The organism is Nisaea sp., assembly GCF_040217065.1.
In the GTDB taxonomy this organism is placed as follows: domain Bacteria; phylum Pseudomonadota; class Alphaproteobacteria; order Thalassobaculales; family Thalassobaculaceae; genus Nisaea.
The window spans coordinates 490,062-515,285 of the sequence record NZ_JAVJNX010000008.1; the positions used below are offsets into that span (position 1 = coordinate 490,062).

General features: G+C 56.5%; 29 protein-coding genes and 1 riboswitch. Of the genes, 12 read left to right on the plus strand and 17 right to left on the minus strand.

Translation table 11 applies throughout. The features are described 5' to 3' along the window. The first annotated feature begins 91 nt into the window (after positions 1–91). The gene (gene sbmA, locus RH950_RS11400) at positions 92–1,096 is read left to right on the plus strand and encodes a peptide antibiotic transporter SbmA (protein WP_350056782.1); all 1,005 of its coding nucleotides are present in this window, start codon (positions 92–94) and stop codon (positions 1,094–1,096) included. Between the two features lie 31 nt (positions 1,097–1,127). Here sbmA and RH950_RS11405 read toward each other — a convergent pair whose 3' ends face one another. The 4 genes from RH950_RS11405 to RH950_RS11420 form a co-directional block, all read right to left on the minus strand. Beyond that, positions 1,128–1,796, minus strand: coding sequence for a hypothetical protein (locus RH950_RS11405; protein ID WP_350056784.1), 669 nt, complete (start codon positions 1,794–1,796; stop codon positions 1,128–1,130). A 641-nt stretch (positions 1,797–2,437) separates the two neighbouring features. Beyond that, positions 2,438–3,331, minus strand: a complete 894-nt coding sequence (locus RH950_RS11410) for a LysR family transcriptional regulator (protein WP_350057118.1) — start codon at positions 3,329–3,331, stop codon at positions 2,438–2,440. Between the two features lie 144 nt (positions 3,332–3,475). Continuing rightward, positions 3,476–4,444: a thioredoxin-disulfide reductase gene (trxB, locus tag RH950_RS11415; RefSeq protein ID WP_350056786.1), complete on the minus strand. Its 969-nt coding sequence runs from the start codon at positions 4,442–4,444 to the stop codon at positions 3,476–3,478. Between the two features lie 99 nt (positions 4,445–4,543). Next, positions 4,544–4,810: a GFA family protein gene (locus RH950_RS11420; protein ID WP_350057120.1), complete on the minus strand. Its 267-nt coding sequence runs from the start codon at positions 4,808–4,810 to the stop codon at positions 4,544–4,546. Between the two features lie 260 nt (positions 4,811–5,070). On the opposite strand from RH950_RS11420, the gene RH950_RS11425 reads away from it, so the two are divergent. Next, positions 5,071–5,877 (plus strand): class I SAM-dependent methyltransferase, encoded by an 807-nt coding sequence (locus RH950_RS11425; protein ID WP_350056788.1) that lies wholly within the window; start codon positions 5,071–5,073, stop codon positions 5,875–5,877. Positions 5,878–5,880: 3 nt separating this feature from the next. Here the strand turns inward: RH950_RS11425 and RH950_RS11430 are convergent, their stop codons facing one another. The 3 genes from RH950_RS11430 to RH950_RS11440 all read right to left on the minus strand — a co-directional run bounded on the left by RH950_RS11430 (position 5,881) and on the right by RH950_RS11440 (position 8,183). Continuing rightward, a complete protein-coding gene (locus RH950_RS11430) occupies positions 5,881–6,405 on the minus strand; it encodes a PAS domain-containing protein (RefSeq protein ID WP_350056790.1) in 525 nt (174 codons plus the stop codon). Between the two features lie 174 nt (positions 6,406–6,579). Continuing rightward, positions 6,580–7,596 carry a protein-methionine-sulfoxide reductase catalytic subunit MsrP gene (gene msrP, locus RH950_RS11435; protein WP_350056792.1) on the minus strand — a complete coding sequence of 339 codons (1,017 nt, stop codon included), beginning with the start codon at positions 7,594–7,596 and terminating at the stop codon, positions 6,580–6,582. A gap of 107 nt (positions 7,597–7,703) precedes the next feature. Next, a complete protein-coding gene (locus RH950_RS11440; protein WP_350056794.1) occupies positions 7,704–8,183 on the minus strand; it encodes a 6,7-dimethyl-8-ribityllumazine synthase in 480 nt (159 codons plus the stop codon). 89 nt (positions 8,184–8,272) lie between these two features. Then, positions 8,273–8,419: riboswitch (FMN riboswitch) on the minus strand. 105 nt (positions 8,420–8,524) lie between these two features. On the opposite strand from RH950_RS11440, the gene RH950_RS11445 reads away from it, so the two are divergent. From RH950_RS11445 to RH950_RS11465, 5 genes are all read left to right on the plus strand, one after another. Beyond that, the gene (locus tag RH950_RS11445) at positions 8,525–9,688 is read left to right on the plus strand and encodes an FRG domain-containing protein (RefSeq protein ID WP_350056796.1); all 1,164 of its coding nucleotides are present in this window, start codon (positions 8,525–8,527) and stop codon (positions 9,686–9,688) included. Positions 9,689–9,752: 64 nt separating this feature from the next. After that, entirely contained in the window at positions 9,753–11,105 is a 1,353-nt protein-coding gene (locus tag RH950_RS11450) for an ABC1 kinase family protein (RefSeq protein ID WP_350056798.1), read from the plus strand. A gap of 17 nt (positions 11,106–11,122) precedes the next feature. After that, a complete protein-coding gene (locus tag RH950_RS11455; RefSeq protein ID WP_350056800.1) occupies positions 11,123–11,767 on the plus strand; it encodes a beta-barrel domain-containing protein in 645 nt (214 codons plus the stop codon). 204 nt (positions 11,768–11,971) lie between these two features. Then, positions 11,972–12,778 carry a hypothetical protein gene (locus tag RH950_RS11460; protein WP_350056802.1) on the plus strand — a complete coding sequence of 269 codons (807 nt, stop codon included), beginning with the start codon at positions 11,972–11,974 and terminating at the stop codon, positions 12,776–12,778. Between the two features lie 8 nt (positions 12,779–12,786). Continuing rightward, positions 12,787–13,362: a hypothetical protein gene (locus RH950_RS11465; RefSeq protein ID WP_350056804.1), complete on the plus strand. Its 576-nt coding sequence runs from the start codon at positions 12,787–12,789 to the stop codon at positions 13,360–13,362. Between the two features lie 9 nt (positions 13,363–13,371). On the opposite strand, the gene RH950_RS11470 is transcribed toward RH950_RS11465, so the two are convergent. Further along, a complete protein-coding gene (locus tag RH950_RS11470) occupies positions 13,372–13,563 on the minus strand; it encodes a hypothetical protein (protein WP_350056806.1) in 192 nt (63 codons plus the stop codon). Between the two features lie 42 nt (positions 13,564–13,605). Here RH950_RS11470 and RH950_RS11475 point away from each other — a divergent pair, with 42 nt between their 5' ends. Then, positions 13,606–13,989 (plus strand): beta-barrel domain-containing protein, encoded by a 384-nt coding sequence (locus tag RH950_RS11475; protein ID WP_350056808.1) that lies wholly within the window; start codon positions 13,606–13,608, stop codon positions 13,987–13,989. Between the two features lie 110 nt (positions 13,990–14,099). Beyond that, a complete protein-coding gene (locus tag RH950_RS11480) occupies positions 14,100–14,579 on the plus strand; it encodes a hypothetical protein (protein WP_350056810.1) in 480 nt (159 codons plus the stop codon). 139 nt (positions 14,580–14,718) lie between these two features. On the opposite strand, the gene RH950_RS11485 is transcribed toward RH950_RS11480, so the two are convergent. Continuing rightward, entirely contained in the window at positions 14,719–14,910 is a 192-nt protein-coding gene (locus RH950_RS11485) for a hypothetical protein (RefSeq protein WP_350056811.1), read from the minus strand. A gap of 42 nt (positions 14,911–14,952) precedes the next feature. Between RH950_RS11485 and RH950_RS11490 the strand changes: the two genes are divergently transcribed. Then, positions 14,953–15,336, plus strand: a complete 384-nt coding sequence (locus RH950_RS11490; RefSeq protein ID WP_350056813.1) for a beta-barrel domain-containing protein — start codon at positions 14,953–14,955, stop codon at positions 15,334–15,336. Positions 15,337–15,518: 182 nt separating this feature from the next. Continuing rightward, positions 15,519–16,406, plus strand: coding sequence for a DUF2927 domain-containing protein (locus RH950_RS11495; protein WP_350056815.1), 888 nt, complete (start codon positions 15,519–15,521; stop codon positions 16,404–16,406). A gap of 108 nt (positions 16,407–16,514) precedes the next feature. On the opposite strand, the gene RH950_RS11500 is transcribed toward RH950_RS11495, so the two are convergent. The 5 genes from RH950_RS11500 to RH950_RS11520 all read right to left on the minus strand — a co-directional run bounded on the left by RH950_RS11500 (position 16,515) and on the right by RH950_RS11520 (position 19,986). Next, positions 16,515–17,204 (minus strand): transposase, encoded by a 690-nt coding sequence (locus tag RH950_RS11500; protein ID WP_350056817.1) that lies wholly within the window; start codon positions 17,202–17,204, stop codon positions 16,515–16,517. 216 nt (positions 17,205–17,420) lie between these two features. Then, on the minus strand, positions 17,421–18,080 hold the full coding sequence (locus RH950_RS11505) for a 5-formyltetrahydrofolate cyclo-ligase (protein ID WP_350056819.1): 660 nt from the start codon (positions 18,078–18,080) through the stop codon (positions 17,421–17,423). A gap of 218 nt (positions 18,081–18,298) precedes the next feature. Further along, positions 18,299–18,805: a hypothetical protein gene (locus RH950_RS11510; protein WP_350056821.1), complete on the minus strand. Its 507-nt coding sequence runs from the start codon at positions 18,803–18,805 to the stop codon at positions 18,299–18,301. 183 nt (positions 18,806–18,988) lie between these two features. Then, positions 18,989–19,327, minus strand: coding sequence for an AzlD domain-containing protein (locus tag RH950_RS11515; protein WP_350056822.1), 339 nt, complete (start codon positions 19,325–19,327; stop codon positions 18,989–18,991). Beyond that, positions 19,324–19,986, minus strand: coding sequence for an AzlC family ABC transporter permease (locus RH950_RS11520; protein ID WP_350056824.1), 663 nt, complete (start codon positions 19,984–19,986; stop codon positions 19,324–19,326). Before RH950_RS11520 ends, RH950_RS11515 begins: the two co-directional genes overlap by 4 nt. A 225-nt stretch (positions 19,987–20,211) precedes the next feature. On the opposite strand from RH950_RS11520, the gene RH950_RS11525 reads away from it, so the two are divergent. Beyond that, the gene (locus tag RH950_RS11525; protein WP_350056826.1) at positions 20,212–22,068 is read left to right on the plus strand and encodes an ABC transporter ATP-binding protein; all 1,857 of its coding nucleotides are present in this window, start codon (positions 20,212–20,214) and stop codon (positions 22,066–22,068) included. 78 nt (positions 22,069–22,146) lie between these two features. Here the strand turns inward: RH950_RS11525 and RH950_RS11530 are convergent, their stop codons facing one another. The 3 genes from RH950_RS11530 to RH950_RS11540 all read right to left on the minus strand — a co-directional run bounded on the left by RH950_RS11530 (position 22,147) and on the right by RH950_RS11540 (position 25,224). Then, the gene (locus RH950_RS11530) at positions 22,147–23,256 is read right to left on the minus strand and encodes a GSCFA domain-containing protein (RefSeq protein WP_350056828.1); all 1,110 of its coding nucleotides are present in this window, start codon (positions 23,254–23,256) and stop codon (positions 22,147–22,149) included. Continuing rightward, the gene (locus RH950_RS11535) at positions 23,246–24,097 is read right to left on the minus strand and encodes a hypothetical protein (protein ID WP_350056830.1); all 852 of its coding nucleotides are present in this window, start codon (positions 24,095–24,097) and stop codon (positions 23,246–23,248) included. The genes RH950_RS11530 and RH950_RS11535 overlap by 11 nt, the downstream gene beginning before the upstream one ends. A gap of 233 nt (positions 24,098–24,330) precedes the next feature. Continuing rightward, positions 24,331–25,224, minus strand: coding sequence for an ABC transporter permease (locus tag RH950_RS11540; protein WP_350056832.1), 894 nt, complete (start codon positions 25,222–25,224; stop codon positions 24,331–24,333).

The following is a 25,224-nucleotide window of genomic DNA, read 5'->3' on the forward strand; positions in this document are numbered from 1 at the left end:
TGTCCGTCTGGGAAGGCCGCGTGTCCAGTTGTTCCGGCGGCAATCTGCCTATACATCCTGCAATTGAACTGAACCGAAAACAGGTGACCTGATGTTTCGATCCTTCTTTCTGACCCGCGAGTGGGCGGTCTGGTCGTGGGTTGGTATGGCGTTGATCTTCGGAGGCACCTGGTACCAGGTGCAGCTCGACGTTCAGATCAATGAGTGGTTCGGCGGATTCTACGACACTGTCCAGAAAGCGCTCGGCGAGCCGGGCAGCATCACCATCGGAGAATTCTACGCGCTGCTTCTGACATTCGGGCAGATTGCCGGGATCTATATTTTCGTGGCGGTTTTCCTGGGTTTTTTCACCAAGCACTGGGTGTTTCGCTGGCGCCAGGCGATGAACAATTTCTACATGTCACACTGGCAGCGCCTGCGCCATATCGAAGGGGCGAGTCAGCGGGTTCAGGAAGACACCAAGCGATTTGCCAACATCATGGAAACGCTCGGCAGCAATCTGCTCGATTCGTTGATGACCCTGGTCGCCTTTCTGCCGATCCTCTGGGTTCTCTCGAAGCAGGTGAAGGAGGTGCCGTTCTTTGGCGAGGTCGAGCACGCGCTGGTTTACGTCGCGATCCTCTTCGCCCTTTTCGGGACCGCCGTGCTGGCCGTGGTCGGTGTCAAGCTGCCGGGGCTCGAATTCAATAACCAGAAGGTCGAGGCGGCCTACCGGAAGGAGCTGGTCTACGGGGAGGACCACGAGGACCGTGCGGCACCGCCGACCGTATGGGAACTGTTCCAGAATGTCCGGCGGAATTATTTCCGGCTGTTTTTTCACTACATGTATTTCGACATCGCCAAATGGAGCTATCTGCAGTTTGGCGTGCTTGTACCCTATATCGCGCTCGCGCCGACCATCGTTGCCGGTGCCATCACGCTCGGTGTCATGCAGCAAATCGTCCGGGCGTTTGGCCGGGTGGAATCTTCCTTCCAGTTTCTGGTCAGGAGCTGGAGCACCATTGTGGAGCTGATCTCGGTCTACAAGCGGCTGCGCGCCTTCGAGGCCCAGCTGGAAGCCTTGCCGCCGGTGCCGGTACCCGACGCGGCGGAATAGAACAGCGAGGAGCCGGCACGCTCGTCATTCTTCACATGGGGGCCGGAAGGTCGAACAGGCGCCCGATCGGGATGAGTTTTACTGCCCACTGAGCCAAGGGAGACTTGAGCCCGTAGAGGATTGCGGACACGTAGGAAAGCCAGCCGCCGATTATCAGGGAGTAGAAGGCGATCGTCAGGTTTCGTGTTTGGAAGACGGACTTTGTCAGCACTTTGATCAGGATATGATTCGGATAGCCGAAAACTGACTCATAGACCGCGTCGGACAGTCTTGCCGGCCTACCGCCGGCAGCCTCTGCTTCCGGTTTCGGGTCAGCGGCATGCCTGCTGGTCCCGTGTGTTGCCAGCAGGGTGACGATCTCCTGATCGACAGCCCGGTGCCGTTCCGCGATCGCCTTCAGCATGCGCCAGAAAAAGATGTTCGACATCATTGCGCCAAGATTGAAGACCACGGCGATAATGAGCAGCGCCAGCAGCCCGATAGCGAACACGGTGTCTGTATTGATGGCAACAGCTGTTTCTGTCCGGGAAACAATCTTGTCCGTTGCGAAACCCAGGGCCGCAGCGAGCGTGCCGTTGAAGATCAGAGAGGCAATGGCGAGGCGGTTCAGTTGCTCGAAACCCTTTGCCCCGAGATCCGTGCAGGTGCTGTATTCCAGAAGCTTGTAGCGCATGACTTCGTCTAGATGGTCGGCGGTCACGCCCAGTCTCCGTTTGCTCTCGAATGATGGGACCTGACCGTATGGTGCAATTAAAGCCGGCGGGAGAAAAGCAGGTGTTGGATGTGCGGTGCCTCAGGTCTGGCGTCCCATTCCTGTGTGGCTCGGCAAGGCTGTTCAATCCGGTTATCCGGAATATGCCTGCCTGTCTGGCGGACCGCCGTCGGCAGGCCGTATCGATTGCTCCGGTGAGAGGTGCATGCAGAGGAGAAAAAACGGCTGTGGCCGGACTGGCCTGGCTGTCGCGATGGCCAGGCACGTGGCTTCTTGGGATCGGCCTATATGCTCAGAAAGAAAAAATGCCGGGAACTGTTAAGTTCCCGGCAAGTTGAACAGGGAGGCTTCACGTCTGGGAGACGTAGGACCCCGAAGGGCCCTTACCTTCAGGCGGGGGCCTGAAGAGAAGATGCTGCAAAGCAGCACCGTGATAATGTGTTAGATATGTCTATAACTCGTTAACGGCTATGCATTTTTGATCAGCCCGGATATGCAAAAAATGCATGGCCATTTGCTTTCCAATGTCAAATTATTGACGCAATTACCGCTTTAAATCGAAGTGGATTTATCGATAAGGCATTAATGTTGAGGTGTCTGTGGTGGAAATCACCATCGCCTCATGAAAATCAGAATTGTGTCAGCGCAACTTCCTGGATGAGAAAATCGCGCAATACGGTAATTCTTTTCGAATGCCGCAATTCCTCCGGATAGACGAAATAGGTCGGCACTTGCGGACCTTCGATGTCCGGCATGATGCGCACCAGACTGCTGTCTTCCTGCGCCAGGTAGTCCGGAATCGCCGCAATCCCGACGCCGCCCTGCACCGCGCGCAGGATTGCGTAGTAGTTGTTCACCGAGAAAGTGTTCGTGTGCATGCGCCGGTTTCCGCCCGTGGCAAGGTCGCGCAGCCAGTTCACGTTGGGAAAGGGCGGATGTGGTGTGTCCCCGTACAGCACCAGACGGTGATTCTGCAACTCTTCGGCCGTCTGCGGCACGCCCGCATTCTTCAGATAGGATGGGGAGGCATAGAGATGCAGCTTGATGATCTTCAGGTGGCGCTGGATCAGGTCCGGCTGGCGTGGCGGCGTAAGGCGGATGGCGACGTCCGCCTGCCGCATGCCGAGATCCAGTTCGCCGTCATCGATGATCAGGTTGACCATGATCTCCGGATAGCGCTCCAGAAACTTGCCGATACGCGATGCGAGCCAGGTGGAGCCGAAAGCGACCGGTGTGGTGATCTTCAGCGGGCCGCGCGGCAGTTCCTTGCCTTCCGACAGGCTGGCTTCCGCGGCGGCGAGCTTGGCGTAGACGTCTCGCGCTGTCCGGTAGAGGGTCTCACCCTGTTCGGTCAGGATCAGACCGCGGGCATGGCGGTGGAAGAGCGCCACCTTGAGGGAGTCTTCGAGCTGGCTGATCTGCCGACTCACGGCCGACTGGCTGAGATTGAGCGTCTCACCGGCATGCGTGAAGCTGCCAGCCTCCGCAACCGCATGAAATACCCGGAGTTTGTCCCAGTCCATGGCCATGGTGAACCGATCTCGCTTTCTAGCTCAACGTTCCCGATGTCAGTCTAGGCCAGTGGAGTCCTGCGGGCCAGAGGAACACGACGCAAAAAGCACTTTAAGGCAAAAGGGTTATCGGATCGTTACCGGGATGTACCGGATCTATTCCGCCGCTTCGGCTGCTGAATCCTCAAGTGCCGCGAGGAATTTCTCCGCTTCCAGTGCAGCCATGCAGCCCATTCCGGCCGCAGTCACGGCCTGCCGGTAGACCTTGTCGACACAGTCTCCCGCCGCATAAATGCCGGGAATCGAGGTGCGGGTGCTGCCTATTTCGGTAATCAGATAGCCTTCGCCATCCGCTTCCAGCGCTTCCACGAAGGGTTTGGTGGCCGGATCGTGCCCGATGGCGACGAAGAACCCGGTCGCGGCAATCTCGGAGACTGCACCGGTTTTCAGGTTCTTGATGCGGGCGCCCTCGACGCCGGCCATCGGGCCGTCGCCGCCGAGCACTTCCTCGACCGCGCTGTCCCAGATGACATCGATCTTCTCGTGCCGGAACAGGCGCTCCTGCATGATTTTCTCCGCCCGCAGCGAGTCGCGGCGGTGCACAAGCGTGACCTTGGAGGCGATGTTGGCGAGATAGAGGGCCTCCTCCACCGCCGTGTTGCCGCCGCCGACCACGATGACATCCTGGTTGCGGAAGAAGAAGCCGTCGCAGGTGGCGCAGGCCGAGACGCCCTTGCCGCTATAGGTCTGCTCGCTCTCCAGGCCGAGCCAGCGGGCTTGCGCGCCGGTGGCGATGATCACAGCGTCGGCGAGGAACGTGTCGCCGCTATCCATGGTCAGCCTGTGAGGGCGTTTGGAGAAGTCGACTGCGGTCACCAGATCGTAGACGATCCGCGCGCCGACATGTTCGGCCTGTTTCTGCATCTGCTCCATCAGCCAGGGGCCCTGGATGACATCAGCGAAGCCCGGATAATTCTCCACCTCGGAGGTGATCGTCATCTGGCCGCCAGGCTGCAGGCCCGCAAGCACCACCGGTTTCAGGTTGGCGCGGGCGGTATAGATGGCGGCGGTCAGTCCGGCGGCGCCGGATCCGATGATGACAATTTTCTCGCGATGTTCGGTCATGGGGGCGGGCAGTCCTGCTATCTGGGGGCGTCGCGGCCAGTCTCTGGATATCTTCTTGAACATAAGCAGCAGGCCGCACCGGAACAAGCCGTCCGAGGGTCATTCATGAGAAGATCCAGTATGTTTAGGCAGTTCGTCGTCAAAGGCCGTCCGGAAAAGGCGCCCGCTCCAATACTCATGGAGCGCGGGAGTGACCGAATCCGGGTTTTCCGGCGTTGCGGTCAACAGATGAATCTCATCCCCGAATTTTTCGGAACGGTAGGCGAGAGGTGTTCCGCAGGTGCCGCAGAACAGACGCTCGACGCCGCGTGAGGAGACGAAGACCGCAGGGGGCGCACCGGTGAAACCGACCGCCTCGCGCGGAATATCGAGCTATGTGGTGTGGGCGGTCCCTGTCTGCCGCCTGCAGCTTTCGCAACGGTAATGGCCGGCCCAGTTCGCGGGGGCCGAGAACGTGAAATGTATGGCGCCGGTGAGGCAGAGCCCATGGTTCTTGGGCTTCGGACCCATCATGGCCTTTCTTCGCCGCTTTCCAGAACACCGAAAAGCGGTTTCTTGACAGGCATCCGCCGCATTGTCATGTCTCAGTCCGATCCGGATTTTGCTTCAGCACTGGAATATCCTCCATGCCCGATTGGCCAGCCTGGCTGACAGCCCTTCTTTTCGTGACCAATCTGCTCTCACTAGCAACACTCTATGTGGTCACCCGACGAATGCTGAAGCTTCGGCGCCGGAAGAAACGGGAATTTGTTTTTTCCAGCTACCCGGTCCGGAAGGTGAAGCTGGAGGATGTGGCACCCTGTTTCCGAATGACGCGCTACGGGCCGAGCCCGGAGTCAGAGGTACGGTTTATAGGCGGTGAGGGTGTCGTCGCCTCGCTCACCGATCGGGAATCCTGGATCATGGCGGCTCTCGCCAAAGGCGCGAAGCGGATTTTCGAGTTCGGCACCTGCTCGGGCAAGACGGCCCATGTCTTCGCCCTGAACGCCGCCCCGGATGCGGAGATCCATACATTGACCCTGCACCCGGACGATCTGGCCGAGACGAAGTTCGGACTTGGCGATGACCGGGAGCACCGGGATATCGCGGCGGCGGAATCCTCGTTCGAAACATTTTTTTACAACGGTCTGCCAACGGAAAAGAAGGTCAGTCAGATATTCTCTGACAGCAAATCCTACGATGAGGAGCCGTTGCGCGGGAGCGTGGATCTGGTCTTCATCGACGGGGCCCACACCCGCTCTTATGTCGAGAGCGATACACGCAAGGCGCTGAACATGCTGAAGGAAGAGGGTGTCATCATGTGGCATGACTACAAGCCGGAAGCGCCGGACGTCTTCGCGTTCCTGAACGATCTGTCCAAGACATTTCCGCTGGTTCATATCGCCGAGACGGATCTGGTGATGTATCGCCGCGTCACGCCGTCGCGAGCATAGGGTCTATAGGAAGTCCTCGCAGGGATGGTGCTCTGTGAGGTCGGAGGCGGCCGTTGTCGCGCCGGAGGCCCTAGATTGCAATGTATAGAGGCTGAGGCCGAGGACAACATCGATCGTTTCGTCCGCCGATGCCATAGGCAGCATCAACCGCTCTGCCCGCCAGGTTTCCTGGAATGCCAGTTGTTCGTTGACTGTGCCGTACATGATGGCGGGCCGGCCCACGATCTCCAACCAGCGCCCGCGCACGGCGGGGTAATCGACATTTCCGACGATCTCGCGCAGGGTGCGTCCGCGAATGCTCTTGCCCCATGCATCGTTCACGGCTTCGCCTGCCAGCTGGCAGACAAAGTCGTTCCGGTCCGTGTCGAACTTGTAGATCCAGACAAAGCGCAGCAATGCGGGGATTGCGCCGGGAGAGAATTCTTTGCGCAGTGGGACCAGCGCTTCCCCCCGCGCGTCCAGCCAGGCCCCGAAGAACATGAACAGACTGTCATTCGCTTGCGGAAGACGTTTGCGAAGCTCAGTCATGGCCTTTTCTTTTGAAGCGGCGGTCATTCGTCAGCGGAACCTCTGTGCGGGGTCTTGCCAGAGCAATACATCTGGAAACGTTAAAATAACATTTCCAGACAGTACCTTATTCCACAATAAGTTAAGGTTGACGATTTCCGTTTCGGGTAGCGACGGTCCGGGTTGACTGCCTCGTCAGGTGAAGAGCCGCTCGCCCTGCATGCCCGTGTACAGATCGGCGACCTGTTCGGCATAGCCGTTATAGAGCAGGGTCGGGATCCGGTCGTTGCCGCCGCCGAGCGGCCGCTCGGAGGCCTGGCTCCAGCGGGCATGCGGCACTTCGGGATTCACATTCGCCCAGAACCCGTACTCGCTCGCCTGCAGTTCCTCCCAGAAGGAGACCGGACGCTCGGACGTGAAGGTGAAGCGGACGATGGATTTGGTCGATTTGAACCCGTATTTCCATGGCACGGCCAGCCGGAGCGGCGCGCCGTTCTGTCGCGGCATCGGTTTGCCGTAGATACCGGTGGCGATGAAGGCCAGGTCGTTCATCGCCTCCTCGATGGTCAGGCCCTCGATATAGGGCCAGGGATACCAGTGCTGCTTCTGACCCTTGGCGGTCTCCGGGTCCATGAAGGTTTCCATGCGGATATATTTCGCCGAGGACAGCGGCTCCGCCAGCTTGACCAGCGCCGAAAGCGGGAAACCGCTCCAGGGCACGACCATGGACCATGCCTCGACGCAGCGCAGCCGGTAGACCCGCTCCTCGAGCGGCATCTGGTCCAGCAGATCGTCGATGTCGATGGTCTTCGGCTGCGCCACATCGCCGTCGATGGTCACGGTCCAGGGGCGGATCTTCAGCGCCTGGGCGGCCCGGCTGATATTCTTGTGGCTGCCGAACTCGTAGAAATTGTTGTAGCTGGTGGCGAGGTCCGGATCGGTGATCGGACGGCCCGGGCCGCCGTCGGCATAGGCCGGGTTCCGTTTCACCGGATAGAGGTGCGAGGAGGGATCCGGCGGCAGGTTGGCGAGTTGTTTCGCCGCCTCCGCCTCCGCGCTTGCCTCGTCGCTGCACCCCGCGAGCGCGGCGGCCGACAGGATCATCGGGCCGGCGGCGAGGCCTTTCAACAGTGAGCGCCTGTTCTGAAAAACAGATTCCGGCGTCACTGCCCGTTCCGGCAATTCCCAGCCCTTCAGTCGCTTCAGCAGCATGACATTCCTCCGGCGATACACAATCATCACCAGACATAGGGCAGAGAGCCGGACACGGCCACTCACGTGCCGGTGAGAGGACCGTGTCCGGGAGGCGGTGAGCGGCCTTAAGGCGCCAGCGTTTCTTCCAGCGCAAGCACGTCGAGGCAGGCGCTGGCGGCTTCCCGGCCCTTGCCTTCCATGTGATCGCAGAAGAACCGGATATGGTCCTCCGTCTCGTGGAAATGGTGCGGCGTCAGCACGACGGAGAAGACCGGCACGCCGGTATCGAGCTGCACCCGCATCAGCCCGTCGACCACGGTTGAGGCGACAAAGTCGTGCCGGTAAATGCCGCCATCGACGACGAAGCCGCAGGCGATGACCGCCGCATAGCGCTCGCTGGCGATCAGCGTCATGGCCGTCAGCGGGATCTCGAAGGCGCCGGGGACGCGGAAGCAATCGATCTTCGACGTATCGAAGCCGCGCTGCGTCATCTCGTCGGTGAAGCCGTCCCGGGCACGGTCGGTCATGTCGCTGTGCCAGCTCGCCTGGATGAAGGCGATGCGGCCGTCCGGCACACTTGCGGTATCTTTTGGTGAGGTCGTCATTATCGGTTCCAACTCCATGTATCGCTCACTGGAATCGAGGCCGAGTACAAACAGGGGGACGGAACCCGCGCGGGCGGTCTCCGCTCCCATGCCGTTCTCTCTCATCCGGACTGTGACCGTCGGCTTCGGAGTTGCACCGAATCTGCTGACCCCGGCACTCGCCGGGCGCTCGCGGGCTTCATGGGTTTCCTCATGTTACCGCCGGTGGGGAGTTTCGCCCCGCCCCGAGAACACTCCACTAAAAAACAAAGGGAATAGAAAAAGGTTATTCTGTGTAAGTGACTGAAGCAATATATGTGAGCCTCAGATTTTTATGTCATCTCCAGATAGTGAGTGAAGAGATGGAGAAGTGGAAATTATATTGGATTAACAATAAATTTGATCCAATCAGTAATTGTTTTGTAATAGCGGGAAATATGAGAAGTGCGAGATCGGTAGAGTACAGCCAATATGGTGAGGGATATTCAGATATAGTTGGTGAGTTTGTTTGCAATATTCCTGAGAGAGTCGTCAGTAATGTTGATAGCGTATATAAGAAATATATAAATTATCGTCTAAAAAGAGTAAAGATTGATAATTATCAAGAGGATTGGAGGGAGGAGGAAAAATTTTTAAAATCTATTCTACGAAAAAAGTATACTGCAAAAGATCTTTGGCCTAACTTTGCAGATGACTGGGTTTTAAAAGAGCTTGGGGTTGACGAATATTTTCTTAATGGCCGGCAAGCTTTTCGTTTGAGTGAGAAAATATATACCGTGCCGGCTGTTGCCGAAATCTATTTTCCTCCTGTTGGTCGCGATTCGCGCGAGGGGATGATCGGGTCTGTATCTGAATTCTCTAGTTTTATACGAGAAAGATGCGGTGGTGCGAGTTGGCTTTATCGAGGTCAAAGAGATGCGATGTGGAAACTTGAGAGTGGAGTTGAGAGGTATAATAGGAAATTTATTCTTTCGCAAAAAAGAGTGGATGTAGAGCGGAAAATACTTAGCCAATTTAAACTTCGTGCGATTCCTTATTTGGAAGTCAATAGAATACCGACGAACGATTGGGAGTGGTTGTCTATTGCTCAACACTATGGGTTGCCGACAAGGCTATTAGATTGGACGAGAAATCCATTATTTGCATTATTTTTTGCAGTATCTAATAGTAATTCTGATCGAGATGCTGTTGTTTATGCTTATAGTCATGGTCGTAACCCGATTGATATATCTTCACGTAGAGACCCTATGTCTATAGATAAAATTGAAGTTTTTGAGCCTCCTCATTTGTCGCAAAGAGTTGCTTTGCAGAATTCTGTTTTTACTGCTGAACCGATATTTGAAAACAGTAAGAACAGCTGGCAAGAGCAGGCTAAAATCATTCGATGGATGGTGCCGGCTGATTCTATAAACAATATTCGAAGAGAGCTTGAAGCAATGGGAGTTGATGAAAGTAGTCTGTTCCCTGGCCTGGACGCAATTTGCAGCAGCCTTCGGCGGAGAATGGAAGCCGGGTTTGAATCTTGATATGAGACGTAAAATTATTTTTAGGCATATAGCAAAACCGCTATAGCACCCTATCTTCACGGCCATGAAAGATCAGGAACGCAATTCCCTGGGCGGGCGCGTGAAGCGCTATGCAAGGGTGACGGGCGCCGTCGGCGGCCTCGCGGCGCGGGTCGCGGGCGAACGCTATCTCGGCATGAAGCTGGACAAGGGCACGCATGCGGCGGAGCTGCGCGAGGCCCTGGGTGGCCTGAAGGGCCCGCTGATGAAGGTGGCGCAGATTCTGGCCACCATCCCGGACGCGCTGCCGAAGGAATATACCAACGAGCTGGTGCAGCTTCAGGCCGATGCGCCGAGCATGGGCTGGCTGTTCGTCAAGCGCCGGATGAGCCGGGAGCTGGGCGCCGGCTGGCAGCAGAAATTCGGCCATTTCGAGCATGAGGCGGCGGCGGCGGCCTCCCTCGGACAGGTGCACAAGGCGACGGATGCGGACGGCAACGCACTGGCGGTGAAGCTGCAATATCCGGACATGCAGTCCGCGGTGGAGGCGGACCTGCGCCAGCTCCGGCTGATTTTCTCGATCTATGCCCGCTACGACAAGGCGATCCATACGGACGAGATCTACAAGGAACTCTCCGCCCGCCTGCGGGAGGAGCTGGATTACCAGCGCGAGGCCCGGCACATGGCGCTCTATGGCCTGATGCTGAAGGACGAGGCGGGCGTTCATGTGCCGCAAAGCGTCGAGGCCCTGACCACACCCCGCGTGCTGACCATGAACTGGCTGGATGGCGCCAAGCTGCTCGATTTCATCGCCGCGCATGACGATCAGGAAAGCCGCAACCAGGTCGCCCTCAACATGTTCCGGGCCTGGTACGTGCCATTCTACGAATATGGCGTGATCCACGGCGACCCGCATCTCGGCAACTACTCGGTCCGCCCGGACGGCTCCGTCAACCTGCTCGATTTCGGCTGCATCCGCGTCTTCCCGCCGAGCTTCGCCAAGGGCGTCATCGACCTCTACAACGCGCTGTCGACCAATGACGAGGCGCTGGCGGTGCATGCCTATGAAAGCTGGGGCTTCCAGGGGCTGGACACGGAAACCGTCGAGGTTCTGAACATGTGGGCCCGCTTCATCTATGCCCCGCTGATGGAGGACAAGGCCCGCCGCATCCAGGAAACCAACACGGGCATGTATGGCCGCGAGGTGGCGGAAAAAGTCCATGTCGAACTGCGCCGCCTGCGGGGCGTCAAACCGCCCCGCGAATTCGTTCTGATGGACCGCGCGGCGATCGGGCTGGGCTCGGTGTTCCTGCATCTGAAGGCGGAAGTGAACTGGTACCGGCTGTTCCAGGATCTGATTGCGGATTTCGATGTGGATGCGCTGGCGAAGCGGCAGGCGATGGCGCTGAAAGAGGCGCGGGTGCCAGCGGCGGAGTAGTCCGTTAGCCGATCGCGGTGGCCCGCGAAACCCTGGCGAAAGTCCGGACCGACTTCCTGACCGCCCGGCTTGCTGAGTTGCAGGCGGCCGAGCGGGAGGCGGCGCGCGGCGCGCTCGATCTGGCCAAGGCGCGGCAGCGGCAATCGCGCAAAACCCTGCACGCGCCGGCCTCCGGCACCATTCAGGAACTGACGGTGCACAGTATCGGCGCGGTGGTGCGCGAGGGCGATCCGCTGCTGAAAATCGTGCCGACGGATGCGGCGCTACGGGTTGAGGCCCGGGTGCTGAACAAGGATGTCGGCTGGGTTCGCCGGGGGCAGCGGGTTGAGGTGAAAGTCGAAGGCTATCCTTTCGTCAGCCATGGCACGCTGAGAGGGACCGTGACGGCTCTCTCGGCCGAGGCGGAGAAAGGGTACAGCGAAGGTACATCCTCGGCGGCTGGCACTGCAGGCCAGGCGGGGGCCGGACAGGGCCCGCAGCCCTACGAGGCGCGGATTGATCTGGACCCGGACGCGGTCGCGGCTTTCGAGGCGCGGGGACGTCGGACGCTGTCACCCGGAATGGCTGTGACGGTGGACATCATTACTGGCGAGCGACGGTTGATCGAGTATCTGCTTGCTCCTGTTCTGCGCTATCGCAAAGAAAGCCTGAGGGAGCGGTGAGCGCGACGCACGTAAGACGGGAAATTGGATCAAATGCGAAGCAATGTTTGTTGTTATGTGTGCCTGTTTGGCTAAGCTCTGACCAGCGGTTTATACAAGGCACCAAGATGCATGATGAGCGGGATGTTCGATGCGCTCAATGTCGGCGCCTTTCTGTAACTGCTAAATGCAGGTTAACAAATTTTATTGGATTGTGATGTTTTTATGAATGGTGGCAGTGGAAATTCTGAAGAGAAAGATTTTGGTTGTTTATCTTTTCCTGAAATTAATTTAAGTATAAAATTTTACATTTATTATGTTTTAGCTTTTATGGTTTCTGTCTATTTTCTTGTAAATTTTTCAGGTGCGATTAAGATTTTTTCAATAGCGAGTATAGTATTGTTGATTTTTATTAGTTTAGCAAATTCAAAAGAAAAAGAAGAATCTGGAAATTACTTTGATGTAGAGGGTGCTGTTTTTCACAATTCTATTTCATCAAGGAGAATTTTGAAGTCTGGTATAGTTTATTATTTCTATGCTCCTTCTGTTTTCGTTTTGTTTTTTGTTTTATTGGAATTACTATTGTCGTTAAAATTTAAATTAACGGGCGTTAATGTTAATTTTCCGTACTTAGGTTTTTTAGATTTGAATAGTAATTTAATTATAGATTATAACGATGTGATTATTGTATTTATTTTTTTCTTCTTATCGATTGTTTTTGTCGGCTTAGCATTTGTTATAAAGTATTCTATATTTCATTTTAAGATTTATAACCGACATTTTAAATTAGAATTTTGGAATAATATTAGACATTCAGCTGTGTTGTCGGTGTTCCTTATTGTTATATTTATTGCTCTAAATGTCTCTATGTCGAATCTTAAAAGTAAAAAATTTTTGCAATATGGTGATGTTGGTTTAGTTGATTTCCGATTAATATGGTGCGTTCTGATTGTATACTTTTTATCCTATTTTTCGTTTCTTGTTGTTTCGCATGTAATGCTGTCGGCTTTTTTATGGTTTTCACGGCGTTGAGGTGAGTTGTGTCAGACTCTACGTTCGAGGGGTTGGAGGTTCCAGTTTATGGAACCGAAAGAATAACACCTACGGCTGACGCCATCATTGATGTGGTGGCTGCACTTCAGGGTGCATTTGTCGATGCGGGGATTAGCTCGGACATTCTGGGTTTTGAGGCCGGTAAGGGAGTCAAGCTGATTTCCGGTGCTGCGGGTATGTCTATAGATATTACTGCGGTTGTGTTTAAGGCAGCGTTGGCTAGTCCGGAAAGTCGTGCTCAAGTACTAGAGACCGAGTTTGCCCATTTATCTTTAGGAGGCACAGCTGCTGCTATTGGAGCTGAAGCGGGAAATTATGCCGCAGAATTTTTGCCTATTCCAAAGGGTACGCCAGCCTATGCAGTTGCAAAATTCGGGTTTATTGCCGCTGGCTCGTTTGCGGGGGCGGCAGGGTACAATGCATATTTAAAGCCTCACATTGAGGGGCTCTATAGTGATGGTTTCCTGGAGGAGGTAAATGTCGATTTTGATGCAGTGAAACAAGCTATTGAAGAAAACTACACACCACGTCAAATCGAGGAATTAAGGGGACACACACCTTAATTAATCGTGTCATGAAAGCTTTGTCGCGTCCGTCTTCGGGCCCGGTTTCCGCTTTCTGAATCTCCTGCCGAGCCGCTGTTCCAGATTCTTCAGAAACCCGTCGCTCCCGAGCGGCCGCCCCGTCCGCTCGTGGCGCCTGATCAGGTCCGTCAGTTCCGGCGCGATGCCGCCATCGAGGAAGCGCCGCCAGTCTCCGATCATGTCCGGCAGGTCTGACGTCAGGATGCGGTCGGCGGCGCCTCTTTGCTCCGCTGCAAGGGTGTCGGCTGGGTTCGCCGGGGCCAGCGGGTCGAAGTGAAGGTCGAAGGCTACTCCTTTGTCAGCCACGGCACGCTGAGCGGTACCGTCACGGCGCTTTCCGCCGAGGCGGAGAAAGGCTGCAGCGAAGGCACGTCCTCGGCGGCGAGCTCCGCCGGCCAGGCTGACGCCGGACAGGGCCCGCAGCCCTACGAGGCGCGGATTGATCTGGACCAGGACGCGGTCGCGGCTTTCGAGGCGCGGGGACGTCGGACGCTGTCACCCGGAATGGCTGTGACGGTGGACATCATTACCGGCGAGCGGCGGTTGATCGAGTACTTACTTGCTCCGGTGCTGCGCTATCGCAAAGAAAGCCTGCGGGAGCGATAAAGGTATGAGGGCGATGAGAAAGCCGGCCAAGCGATGGAGGTGCGCTTCTTGAGTGAATCGACCGGAAATACTATTCTCTTTCATCAGTAATAAATGATCTGGAGGTAGAAATGCTTGTGAAAATAGATAATAAAAATTATGCGACGTGTAGTGTTTGTGAAACTTTGCGATCATGTTTTATTGTGGCTTTGCTCGCTATTTCAATGATTTTTTCGAGTTTTGAAGGCGGGGCGGCGGAATTCTATCCTGATAGTGATATATCAAATCCAGAAGAATGGATGGTCCAAGCGCTTCGTGCTACCGGTGAATTTGGTTTAGAGGAGTACGTTGTTTGGATGGGGCGTATTCTCGAAAAAAATAATATAAAATCAGATTTTTCCGAGATGTTGAAAGCATCAAAAGGAGGTAAGATAATAGATAAAAAAGTACTTAAAATTGAACGTATTCATGATGAGTTTGTTGTGGTGTACTGGGTTATATATTTAGATAAGCCTCTTGAGCTGTACTTCAAATGGGCATTTAGCAAGATTGATGGTGTCTGGACTCCGCGGCGGTATAGGTACGTGTCGGACCCCTTCAAGTTTTTCTAATAGTGCAAGTCTGCAGATTTTAAGGCGTTTCAAATGGGTAAAGTTGGGAGTTATGGGGACACACTTTAATTAATCGTGTCATTGGTTATGGGGACACAGACCTTATTGGTTATGGAGACACAGACCTTAATTAATCGTGTCATGATAGCTTTGTCGCGTCCGTCTTCGGGCCCGGTTTCCGCTTTCTGAGTCTCCTGCCGAGCCGCTGTTCCAGATCCTTCAGAAATCTGTAGCTCCCGAGCGGCCGCCCCGTCCACTCGTGGCGCCTGATCAGGTCCGTCAGTTCCGGCGCGATGCCGCCATCGAGGAAGCGCCGCCAGTCTCCGATCATGTCCGGCAGATCTGACGTCAGGATGCGGTCGGCGGCGCCTCTTTGCTCCGCTGCAAGGATGTCGGCTGGGTTCGTCGGGGCCAGCGTGTCGAGGTGAAGGTCGAAGGCTACCCCTTTGTCAGCCACGGCACACTCAGCGGCACCGTCACGGCGCTTTCCGCCGAGGCGGAGAAAGGCTGCAGCGAAGGCACGTCCTCGGCGGCAAGCTCCGCCGGCCAGGTGGGTGCCGGACAGGGCCCGCAGCCCTACGAGGCGCGGATTGATCTGGACCCGGACGCGGTCGCGGCATTCCAGGCGCGGGGGCGCCGGACGCTGGCGCCGGGCATGGCTGTGACGGTGGACATCATTACCGGCGAGCGGCGGTTGATTGAGTACTTACTTGCTCCGGTGCTGCGGTACCAGCGGGAAAGCCTGAGGGAGCGTTGAGAATGGCGCACGCAAGGCGGGAAAATTGGATCAAATGCGCGGCGAAGTTTGTTGGCGTGGGTGTCGTATATGGGTAGGGTTCAATCGTATTCAGAAGTGGTCTGTTCGGTATGTGGAATCGTCGGATATCCGGAGAGAAATGGAACAATTTGCCTATGCTTTTTCATAGCCGCGGAAAGCTCATGCGGGCACTCACTGTATTCCTTTTGGCTGGTTGCTTGCTGTTAACGGTAGCGTTTTATTCGCTTGAGCAGCAGAGCCCTGCATCTGCGGAAGAGGGGTTTGATCCGATCGGCTACCGGACGGATGAAACTCTATTCCTGGGAAAACCGCGAGCAGCGTATTTGGAAGAAATCGAAGCGCTCGAAGATCGCGATATTGAAGAGTTTTTCCGTCAGACTGTTTACAAGGTGGAGTACTCTCTTCCTGGTTACAAAAAAACAGGACTAAACAAATTCAAAAATTCATTTACATTCTATATTTTAAACAAAAAAAACATCGGTGAAAGTAAGGTCAATTTCATTAGAGAAATTCTTATGTCTCTTCGCGAAATTACAGAAGTAATGCCTGTCGAATTAAAAATAAGAAATAGAAATATAAGGCTTTTCAATCAAGTTAATGTTCAAATAGAATCACTAAGAGAGAAAGAGTTTCTAAATTTGGTGAATAAAATGAAAAGAGAAAATAATATATACAATCAATCTTTGTTCTCGGGAAAATATTGCTTTGCATTAGTTTGGTTAGATGAAAAATTAGGACTTATCAAAAATTCGATTGTTTCAATTTTGGACAAAAATAACAGTAATCATTATATGTCATGCTCTTTTGAAGAAATTATTCAGATATATGGAATTTCAAACGATTCGAATTTAATAAAAGACAGCATCTTATCGTCAAATGAAAATGTGGTGTATTATCATGGTGTGGATATTTTTATATTGCGAATGTTGTATAATAAAACAATAGAAAATGGGATGAATTTTTCGGATATAGATAAGTTATTGCGCGATGTTATTTCCGAAACGCGAGAATGGTTTGAACTGTGTTTCCGGACTCGAGCGTGTGAGTGATTGGGGTCTTGCATAGGAGTTTAAAGTGTCCGTGAACTTGAGCGGGTGAGTTATGGCGGGAGTTATGGGGACACGGAGTTATGGGGACACACACCTTAATTATTCGTGTCATGACAGCTTTGTCGCGTCCGTCTTCGGGCCCGGTTTCCGCTTTCTGAGTCTCCTGCCGAGCCGCTGTTCCAGATCCTTCAGAAACCCGTCGCTCCCGAGCGGTCGCCCCGTCCGCTCGTGGCGCCTGATCAGGTCCGTCAGTTCCGGCGCGATGCCGCCATCGAGGAAGCGCCGCCAGTCCCCGATCATGTCCGGCAGGTCTGACGTCAGGATGCGGTCGGCGGCACCTCTTTGCTCCGCTGCATCGAGGCCGAGATGGGCGCGGGCGCTCGACCAGACCCAGTCTTCCGGCCGGGCCGCGAGCCGGGCGCGCACCGGATTCAGCTCCACATAGCGCGCCGCCGCGATCAGATGCGCGGCGTCGAGCGGGAAGGAGGCGAACCGGCCCTGCCAGAGGTAACCACGCCAGCCTTCCCGCAAATTGACCCTCTGTGTGTAGCGCTGGTGTGTCTCGCCCAGAGCTTTTGCCAGACCGTCGGCCTTCTCCGGCGCAAGGATGAGATGGACGTGGTTTGGCATCAGGCAATAGGCCTGGAGCGCAACGCGGGCGCGGGGCAGCGCCTCGGCCAGGATTTGCAGATAAGCCGCGTAGTCCGCATCTGAAAAGAAGGTGGTCTGTCTCCGGTTGCCCCTCTGCGTCACATGATGGGCGAGACCGGGCACGACCACGCGCGCCAAACGTGCCATGCCGGTGTCATGGGAGGGGCGGGGCCGGAAATAAGGTGTGTGTCCCCAAAATTCCCGGAAATAAGGTGTGTGTCCCCAAAATTCACGAGGAGTTATGGGGACACGCGACTTATCTCCCCGCGATTACGGCCATGTCCCCAAATTTCCCAAAATTCCGTGTCCCCAAAATTTCCCGGAGACATACGTTCTGCAGCAGTAGCGGCAGGAGCTTTGTTGTCAGGTGGCCACGCGTTCGCGCGGCGCGCCGTCACCGAGCACGACGACATCCATGGGGATATCCCACGGCATCGGGAAGATCGTCGGAATTGTGCATCCGGGAAGGCCGATCCCGATGATAATTGGGCGTTGGGAGAACCCGGCCAGGGTCATGTCGTAATAGCCGCCGCCATTGCCCAGCCTGAAGCATTCATCGTCGATGCCGACAAGCGGGGAGATGACGAGGTCCGGCGTGCCGATGGCCCCGTCTGCAGGCACCGGGATGTTCCAGATGCCACGGGCCATGCGGGCGCCCGGCTGCCATTCCCTGAACTGCAGGGGCTGTTTCTTCACAACCACTTCCGGCAGCAGGATTTGCGCCCCCTGGCTGTGCGCCTCCTTCATCCAGGGGCGCAGGTCCGGCTCGCCCAGCATCGGCCAGTAGACGGCGATGCGCCGCCCCGTGAGCGGTCCCGTGACCTGTTTCAGATCCCTGATGATCGCCTGTGTGGCCGCGCTGCGCTGGTCCGGAGAGAAGGATTTGCGGACCTCGTAGAGCCGCTTCCGTTCCGCACGCCGGAACCGGTTCACGTCGCGCAGGGTGTCCGGGTCGACGGGGTGACCGCCTGTCAGCAGATGCTCGAAGCAGGGATCCTCTCCGCCGCAGGTCTCGTCGGTCATCCGATGCTTCCTCCCGAAAATTCAAACGCGTGATGTCACAAGCTGCCGGCATTTGTCATGCCAGGAGCGGGCCGCGCAATCTGTCCGGGATATTCAATGAGAAGATCCGAGGCCCTGCAATGCCAACCGACGAAATAGAGGGCAGCCATGATCACCGTGCATAGCGTCGAGATGGTTGCGGTTTTCGAAACGGCCGGCGCCCGGCCAGTTTTTCTCCACTAGATATTCAGCAGGAATATCCGCGTGACCGCGATGGTCGCCAGCTCGAGAAAAAGCACCATTGCGATCATCATGCCGTAGCGCTGCAGGTCGCTGACGAGTTTGGACTTCCGCTTGCGGGCGGCGAAACTGAAGCTGCTCCATTTAGAGGTGACATAGTCGATCTTGCGGGCTTCCGCAGATTGCCACCATTGCAGGCTGAGGATTATGCCGGCGCTTGCCAGGCTGAAGATCCAGACCATGACCAGGAGCAACTGCGCCAGGGTCGGATCCTTCCAATGGGTCCATTCCCCATAGGCGGTCGCGATCGCGGCGCCGGCGGAGAAATAGAGCACGGCGCGCCATTGCTGGTTTTTGGCAAAGCGGAGGTTTTCCGAGGCATCGGCATAGATCGCCAGAAACTCGGCATGGGTGGTGTCTTCAAGCTCGCTTGGCGTGTCCTCTGCCGGATTGAGCGGGTCCGCGCGTTCATCGTCTGTGTTTGCCGGATCGCGGGGCTTGGGCATCTTGAGGCCCTTTCCGTCCAGTTTTCGCAGCCGCACTGTCTCTTGCCACACGGATTGCGGTTCAGGGCGAGCACGGTGAGCATATTCTACACAGCCAAGTCTTTCCGAAACCTGAACGAGCCCGGGTGTGTCGGGCCAGCGCTATAAAACCACCGGCAAAGGCCCTGAAGTGAGACCTGTCGGTCAGGAACCTAAAAAGAACAGCCCCGCCGCGAAGCTTCCCGCGCCGGCCGCCGCGCCGAGGAGCAGGTTTCGCTTTGCCAGGAAGAACACGGCGAACCCGACCGCTACCGCGCCGAGCCGGAGCCACAGCGGCGTGTCGGCGAGGTCACCGGTCGGCAGCACAGCCATGCGGGAGATCAGGCCGGCCACGGTGGCGTAGGAAACGCAGCCGATCCAGCGGAAAAGGGCGCCGTCAGTATCGATCTTCGAGGCCAGAAGGGCGCCGAGTCCGCGCCATATGAAGGTCACGGCAGCGGCCAGCAGGACCAGCATCAGCGGCGGGATCGCGGCGGCGCTCATCGGCGTTTCCCCAGGATTGCATAGGCAAGTGTCCCGCCGATCAGGCCGGTGAGGATGACGCCGTAATTCGGCTCGATGCTTTGCAGGGGCGGACCGAGCACGGAGCCGGCGCAAACCGCCAGGATGACCAGCCGGTCCCGGTTCAGTGCGAACAGCAGGGACAGAAAAACGACATTCAGGAAGACCAGCGTCAGCCGGACGAAGGGGGGCATGTCCGCCGACAACCAGTATCCGGCCAGCGTGCCGATACATCCCATGGTGATGCAGAGCCCCCCGACAGGCCAATAATACGCCAGCGCGGAGGCCTTGCTCATCCGTTGCGCCGCCGCCATTGCCATCGGCCAAGTCGAGGCCGACATCAGATGTACCAGCAAGATCCGCTTCAGTGGATGTTTCGCCACATCGCGGAAGGTACCGATCATGATGGTCGCCATAGGGAAGAAGCGGACGCTGGCCATGGAAACCGCCAGCAGGGTGACGAACAGGTCGGCGCCCGATGCCCTCAGGTCGGCCATCGCAACCTGACCCGGCATGGCCCAGACCAGTGCGGTGGAGAGCAGGGCCTCGAAGGCGGAGAAGCCGTTGGCCTGGGCCAGGGAGCCATAACCGAGCATGGTTGCGAAGACGACGATGGACGGAACGGCGAGGCCGTGCCGCACTCCTTGTCGAAACGCATTTCGTCGGTTGGGGCTGTGCTCGGTCCCTGATTTTGGTTCGCTCACCGCCGCCTCATACGTATTAACTCTTCCGGGGTGCGAAATTTGACAGATTGCGTCTGGATTTGGCTATCAAAAGCAGACAGACTGCCCCGCTGAAAATGGTGCGAAAAGAGAAAAAAATCAAAGCACCATCCAGATCCGAGCGAGCCATGGGAGGCCGTGTAAATGCATAAAGACCGACTGATCGAAGTTGACGATCTTCGGGTACACTTTCCGCTGGATGACCAGACTGTCAAGGCGGTGGATGGAGTCTCCTGGCATATCGACCGGGGCGAAACACTCGCAGTGGTCGGTGAGTCCGGGTCCGGCAAGTCAGTGACGGCGATGTCGCTGATGCGGCTGACTGATTATGCCGGTGGGCATATCGCGTCGGGCAAGGTCGATTTCAGGCGCAAGAACGGTGAGGTGATCGATATCGCCGGCGCGGATCAGGGAACGATGCGCGATATTCGCGGCAACGATATCTCGATGATCTTCCAGGAGCCGATGACCTCGCTCAACCCGGTCTTCACCATCGGCTTCCAGATCGCCGAGACCATCATGCTGCACCAGGGCAAGAGCGAGCAGGAAGCGCTCGATATGGCGCTGGAAATGCTGAAGCTGGTTCGTATTCCGGAGCCGGAAAAGCAGTTGTCCCAGTATCCGCACCAGCTGTCCGGCGGTATGCGGCAGCGGGTGATGATCGCCATGGCCCTGAGCTGCCGTCCGAGCCTGCTGATCGCGGACGAGCCGACCACCGCGCTCGACGTGACGATCCAGGCGCAGATCCTCGATCTGATCAAGATGCTGCAGCAGGAAATCGGCATGTCGGTCATGTTCATCACCCACGATATGGGGGTGGTGGCCGAGGTTGCCGATCGTGTCGTCGTGATGCTGAAAGGCAAGAAGGTCGAGGAAGGACCGGCGGAGCAGATTTTCCATGCGCCGCAGCATCCCTATACAAAGGCTCTGCTTGCCGCCGTGCCGAAGCTCGGCTCGATGAAGGGTATGACCTTCCCGGCCAAGTTCGCGAATGTCGATGTGAACCGGTCTGAAGGTGACGCTGTCAGGGACGCCTCTTCCAAGCACGAACTTCAGGAAATGAAGGACACTGTCCGTCGGGAAGCGAGCCCGCTGCTGACGGTCGAGGGCCTGACCACCCGGTTTGATATCCGCAAGGGTATGTTCGGGTCTGCTTCAGCCCGGGTTCATGCGGTCGAGGGCGTCTCCTTTGCCTTGCAGCCGGGCGAGACCCTGGCCCTGGTTGGTGAGTCCGGCTGCGGCAAGTCGACGACGGGCCGCAGCATCATCAAGCTGGTGCAGCCGAACAGCGGCAGCATCAAGTTCGAGGGCGCCGAGTTGATGGGCCTGGACTCGAAAGAGATGCGGCCGCTGCGCCGCAACATGCAGATGATCTTCCAGGATCCGTTTGCGTCCCTGAACCCGCGCATGACGGCAGGTTCGGCCATCGCGGAGCCGATGATCGTGCACGGCTTGGCCTCGGGCAAGGATGCGGACGAACAGGTGGTCACGCTGTTGCGCCGCGTCGGCCTTGATGCGGAGCATGCGGAACGCTATCCGCACGAATTCTCCGGTGGTCAGCGTCAGCGTCTGTGTATTGCACGGGCGCTCGGCCTTGGGCCGAAGCTGATCATCGCGGATGAGGCGGTGTCGGCGCTGGATGTGTCGATCCAGGCGCAGGTGGTGAACCTGATGATGGACCTGCAGGAGGAGTTCGGTCTGGCCTATCTCTTCATCAGCCACGACATGGCCGTGGTCGAGCGGGTCAGCCACCGGGTCGCGGTGATGTATCTCGGCGAGATCGTCGAGATCGGCCCGCGCGCGGCGGTGTTCGAGAATGCCCAGCATTCCTACACCAAGAAGCTGATGTCGGCGGTCCCGGTGGCCGATCCGTCGCGCCGCAAGCGGGAACTCAACCTGATGACGGACGAGATCCCGAGCCCGCTGAAGCCGATGGGCTACGAGCCGCCGAAGCGGGAATACCGGCAGGTTGGCGAAGGGCATTTCGTGCTGGAGAGCTGATTTGGGTTTCACCGGACCTGAAAATGGAAACGGCGCTTTCGGGCGCCGTTTTTATTACGATCTCTGTGCAGCTCTTCCTCAGGTCTTGGCGGAATCGGCGCTTGCCAGGATCTCAAGGAGGCGCTCCTCGTCGCAGATCGAGGAAAGGTCTTTTTTAATGATTTCGCGCTGCTCTTTTCTGGAGTCGTTCTCGACCGCTGCGCCTTGTCTTTCTTGGAGAGGTTCGGACGTATCCGAATAAGAGGCAAAGAAACAGCGCATGACGTGGTCGATTCCCTCCTGGGTTACGGAGCGCCTGTCTTGGGAATAGTATCTATCGGTCGAGAAAGTCCCCGTGATGATCTCGTATGATGGGAAATAGCTGACAGAAGGGTGAGCGGCTGTGACCTCTGCCGCTGCGACTCTCAGCACCGCCTTCGAGTATGCAGTGGCTTCCAGGACATGTTTTCCTGTTGCGGTGGCGACCAATGGAACCGGTGATACGGTCAGCAGGATTTTTGCGTCTCGATTGAGCTCGGACAGACGTTCGCGGACATATTCGAGATCAGCCACAACGTCGCTGACTCGCATATTGAAGAATTCATGCTTCTCTGGATTGAACGTACCTGCTCCGTAGCCAGGGCAGAGGGGGTAGGTCGCGCCATCTGAACGCGCTCGCCAGCCTTCTGTCAGTCCGAGCGTGAAGACGAATACATCCATGTTCTCGAACATCTCTCGGACATACCCGAGGTGCTGTTCGCAATCCGCGAGAAGTTCGCTCTCAGAGATGAAGTCTTCTGGCTGAATGAATGGCCGGAAGGGATCAACATACCCGGTCTTTCCGCGCCATGCCCTGTCGGCCGAACCGAACCGACCATAAGCACGGTCTAATAGCTGTACCAATTGACGTGTTGTGTAAATGTTCCCGTAGCGGGCCGAAAATAGGCCGTACCCGAAATTCAGACGATTCTCTTCGCTGAGCCCAAGGGGGCCTTTTTCGACAACATAGCTCTCATACCCGCGCTCCGCAGCTGCCTTGCTGAGTTCTTGGGCAAAGCAACTGCCCGCTGTTGCAATACGTGCTTCAGGGGTGATCTTGAAATCACCCCTGAGTGCGGGGTTTATGTCGCTTGCGGAAATATCAGCTATCGCACGACGCCACCAGCCATGCGGAGGCACGGAATCGTAGGGTCTGTTTTTAGCCGACATCTTTTTCCCCTCGCTCGATCGCGACCGTTCTTTCGATTATGCGAGCGCCTACACACATAGCGAAATCACGATTGGGATGAGCGCCATCTAGCTCAAATTGAGGCTTCAGTGCGTGGCCTTCCGTCGTTTCGTCCCATAGATTTACTGGCTCCACGCCTTCTCCGGAACAGATCGCCTCGATCTCATTGATGAAAAGTCGGTGCACCTTCGTGCGCGTCAGCAGTGGGATGATGGGCATGTTCCGTCCTTCTGGCCGGAAACTCTCATGCGGCTCGTTAATAACGGTGTCTGATTTGTGAGGTGGGGGCGGAGGCACCATGAATCCGATCGGAAAACCCGAATTCACCATGACTTTGAGGAACGATCCCAACTCCAGCTTTGCGAGCTGTTGTTTCACTTCCTGTCGAATCAATGCATAAGGAACGATGGGTCTGCTTGTATCGCGTGGCACGACCCTTCCCGGTTCCTCGAAATCGATATCGTTCACAATTCCCCGCGCATAAAGGAAATCATGCATTTGAAAGCTGCCGTCCGAGAAGACCAGCACATCACCCGTTAAGCCTTGTTGGCGAAGCGTCCCGATCCGGGCCACCGCATTCAAGATGTCATCTCTGACCAGCTTTTGGTAGTGTGAGTCCACGAGTGGTTCGCGGGTTCGTGGACAATGCATCGTCACGAACTTGAAGATGATGATCTTGTCATCGTTATCGTAATATTTGCCGAGAAGCCCATCATAGATCAACGCTTGACTGTCACCGAGTATATGCACGAAGCGCAACTCAGTATTCGGATCTAAGCTTTCGAGATCGGCATTCTGAATAAAACTGACTGGCAATTCCATAAAACCTTTTGCAATCAGTGCCGATTTTCCGTCGGATTCTCTATTGTGTCAAAGCGTCATTGGGATTTCGAAGTTTAAATTATAACCCTTTTGCTGGTCGGCCTTGTCCCAACCTTGGCGGGTTCGGAAACTGGACGGTGTGACAATCTCGATTGGGAATCAGATCCGGGGCAGGCAAGAAAAAGCCCCGCCGGGAAGGGCGGGGCTTTCTGGTGTGATATGGATCGGGAGGTCTACCGGGTCCGGAGCTTCGGATCCAGGATGTCCCGGACCGCGTCCCCGAACAGGTTGAAGCCGAACACCGCGATGGTGATGGCAAGGCCCGGCCAGATCGGCACCCAGGGGGCACTTTCGGCATATTCCTCCGCCCCGCCCTGCAGCATCAGGCCCCAGGCCGGTGTCGGCTCCTGCACGCCCAGTCCGAGATAGGACAGGGACGCTTCAAGCAGGATGGCCTCGCCGAGGAAGGCCGTCAGCATGATCAGGAAGGGAGCCAGCACGTTCGGTGCGATATGCTTCATGATGATGCGCATATGCCCGTATCCGATGGACCGGGCCGCATCGACATAGGGCATTTCCCGAACTGCCAGTGCACTGGACCGGACAACACGGGCACAGCGCGGCACGAAGGGAATGGTGATGGCGATGATCACCTTGTCCGTTCCGGTGCCGAAGATCGAGACGATTGCCAGCGCCATGATGATCAGCGGGAAGGCCATGAACACATCGATGATGCGCTGCATGATGAGGTCGAACCAGCCACCGAAATAAGCGCTCGCGACGCCGAGCACCAGCCCGCCGAATGCACCGACGATGGCACAGGCAAATCCGACGAAGAGCGCTGTCCGCGCGCCATAGATAATGCGCGAGAACAGATCACGTCCGAACTGGTCCGTGCCCATCAGGAACTCCCAGCTCGGCGGGACCAGCATGTACTCGAAGCTGTTGGCCTCCGGATCGAAGGGCGCGATGACATCCGCGAACAGGGCCATGAACAGCATCATGATGATCACGATTGCGCCGCCGGTGCCGAGAGGCTGCCGACGGATCAGGCGGCTGATATGGTCCCAAACCGTGGTGCGTCTGAACCCGGTATTGGTTTCGGGTGTTGCGTCAATGGATGACAT

Coding starts and splice junctions, on each gene's coding strand:
- sbmA (WP_350056782.1), top strand. CDS start 92: ATGTTTCGATCCTTCTTTCTGACCCGCGAGTGGGCGGTCTGGTCGTGG.
- RH950_RS11410 (WP_350057118.1), bottom strand. CDS start 3,331: ATGGACTGGGACAAACTCCGGGTATTTCATGCGGTTGCGGAGGCTGGC.
- trxB (WP_350056786.1), bottom strand. CDS start 4,444: ATGACCGAACATCGCGAGAAAATTGTCATCATCGGATCCGGCGCCGCC.
- RH950_RS11425 (WP_350056788.1), top strand. CDS start 5,071: ATGCCCGATTGGCCAGCCTGGCTGACAGCCCTTCTTTTCGTGACCAAT.
- RH950_RS11430 (WP_350056790.1), bottom strand. CDS start 6,405: ATGACTGAGCTTCGCAAACGTCTTCCGCAAGCGAATGACAGTCTGTTC.
- msrP (WP_350056792.1), bottom strand. CDS start 7,596: ATGCTGCTGAAGCGACTGAAGGGCTGGGAATTGCCGGAACGGGCAGTG.
- RH950_RS11440 (WP_350056794.1), bottom strand. CDS start 8,183: ATGACGACCTCACCAAAAGATACCGCAAGTGTGCCGGACGGCCGCATC.
- RH950_RS11445 (WP_350056796.1), top strand. CDS start 8,525: ATGGAGAAGTGGAAATTATATTGGATTAACAATAAATTTGATCCAATC.
- RH950_RS11450 (WP_350056798.1), top strand. CDS start 9,753: ATGAAAGATCAGGAACGCAATTCCCTGGGCGGGCGCGTGAAGCGCTAT.
- RH950_RS11460 (WP_350056802.1), top strand. CDS start 11,972: ATGAATGGTGGCAGTGGAAATTCTGAAGAGAAAGATTTTGGTTGTTTA.
- RH950_RS11470 (WP_350056806.1), bottom strand. CDS start 13,563: ATGATCGGAGACTGGCGGCGCTTCCTCGATGGCGGCATCGCGCCGGAA.
- RH950_RS11480 (WP_350056810.1), top strand. CDS start 14,100: ATGCTTGTGAAAATAGATAATAAAAATTATGCGACGTGTAGTGTTTGT.
- RH950_RS11485 (WP_350056811.1), bottom strand. CDS start 14,910: ATGATCGGAGACTGGCGGCGCTTCCTCGATGGCGGCATCGCGCCGGAA.
- RH950_RS11495 (WP_350056815.1), top strand. CDS start 15,519: ATGCGGGCACTCACTGTATTCCTTTTGGCTGGTTGCTTGCTGTTAACG.
- RH950_RS11500 (WP_350056817.1), bottom strand. CDS start 17,204: ATGGCACGTTTGGCGCGCGTGGTCGTGCCCGGTCTCGCCCATCATGTG.
- RH950_RS11505 (WP_350056819.1), bottom strand. CDS start 18,080: ATGACCGACGAGACCTGCGGCGGAGAGGATCCCTGCTTCGAGCATCTG.
- RH950_RS11510 (WP_350056821.1), bottom strand. CDS start 18,805: ATGCCCAAGCCCCGCGATCCGGCAAACACAGACGATGAACGCGCGGAC.
- RH950_RS11515 (WP_350056822.1), bottom strand. CDS start 19,327: ATGAGCGCCGCCGCGATCCCGCCGCTGATGCTGGTCCTGCTGGCCGCT.
- RH950_RS11525 (WP_350056826.1), top strand. CDS start 20,212: ATGCATAAAGACCGACTGATCGAAGTTGACGATCTTCGGGTACACTTT.
- RH950_RS11530 (WP_350056828.1), bottom strand. CDS start 23,256: ATGTCGGCTAAAAACAGACCCTACGATTCCGTGCCTCCGCATGGCTGG.
- RH950_RS11535 (WP_350056830.1), bottom strand. CDS start 24,097: ATGGAATTGCCAGTCAGTTTTATTCAGAATGCCGATCTCGAAAGCTTA.
- RH950_RS11540 (WP_350056832.1), bottom strand. CDS start 25,224: ATGTCATCCATTGACGCAACACCCGAAACCAATACCGGGTTCAGACGC.